The organism is Falsihalocynthiibacter sp. S25ZX9 (assembly GCF_041205405.1).
Classification (GTDB): Bacteria; Pseudomonadota; Alphaproteobacteria; order Rhodobacterales; family Rhodobacteraceae; genus Falsihalocynthiibacter; species Falsihalocynthiibacter arcticus.
Window position 1 is genome coordinate 1 of sequence record NZ_JBGFCD010000302.1, and the last position, 287, is coordinate 287.

At 50.9% G+C, this 287-nt stretch carries 1 pseudogene; it reads left to right on the forward strand.

The features are described 5' to 3' along the window. Nucleotides 1–176 (forward strand): annotated as a pseudogene (locus AB9F29_RS22340) (sulfite exporter TauE/SafE family protein); the annotation flags it as partial. Nucleotides 177–287 lie beyond the last annotated feature (111 nt).

Genomic DNA, 287 nt, shown 5'->3' on the forward strand with positions numbered 1-287 from the left:
TGCTTATTGGTGGGGTTGTTGGCGCCCAATTTGGCACTCACATTGGCCTCAAACTCAAGGCCTAACAATTGCGTGTGCTCCTGGCACTTCTGGTGTTGGTCGTTTGCGGAAAACTTGCGCTTGATTTGCTTCTCCAACCCAGCGAACTTTACTCTTTGGGCAAGGTGGGAAGCTAATAATGCTGTCACTTCTACTCGCTACCATCCTGCTTTTAACAAGTGTTGTAACCGCCCCGGCGCGCGAAGAAGTCATCGCCGCTCTAAGCCATAATAACGTCGCCATCACAG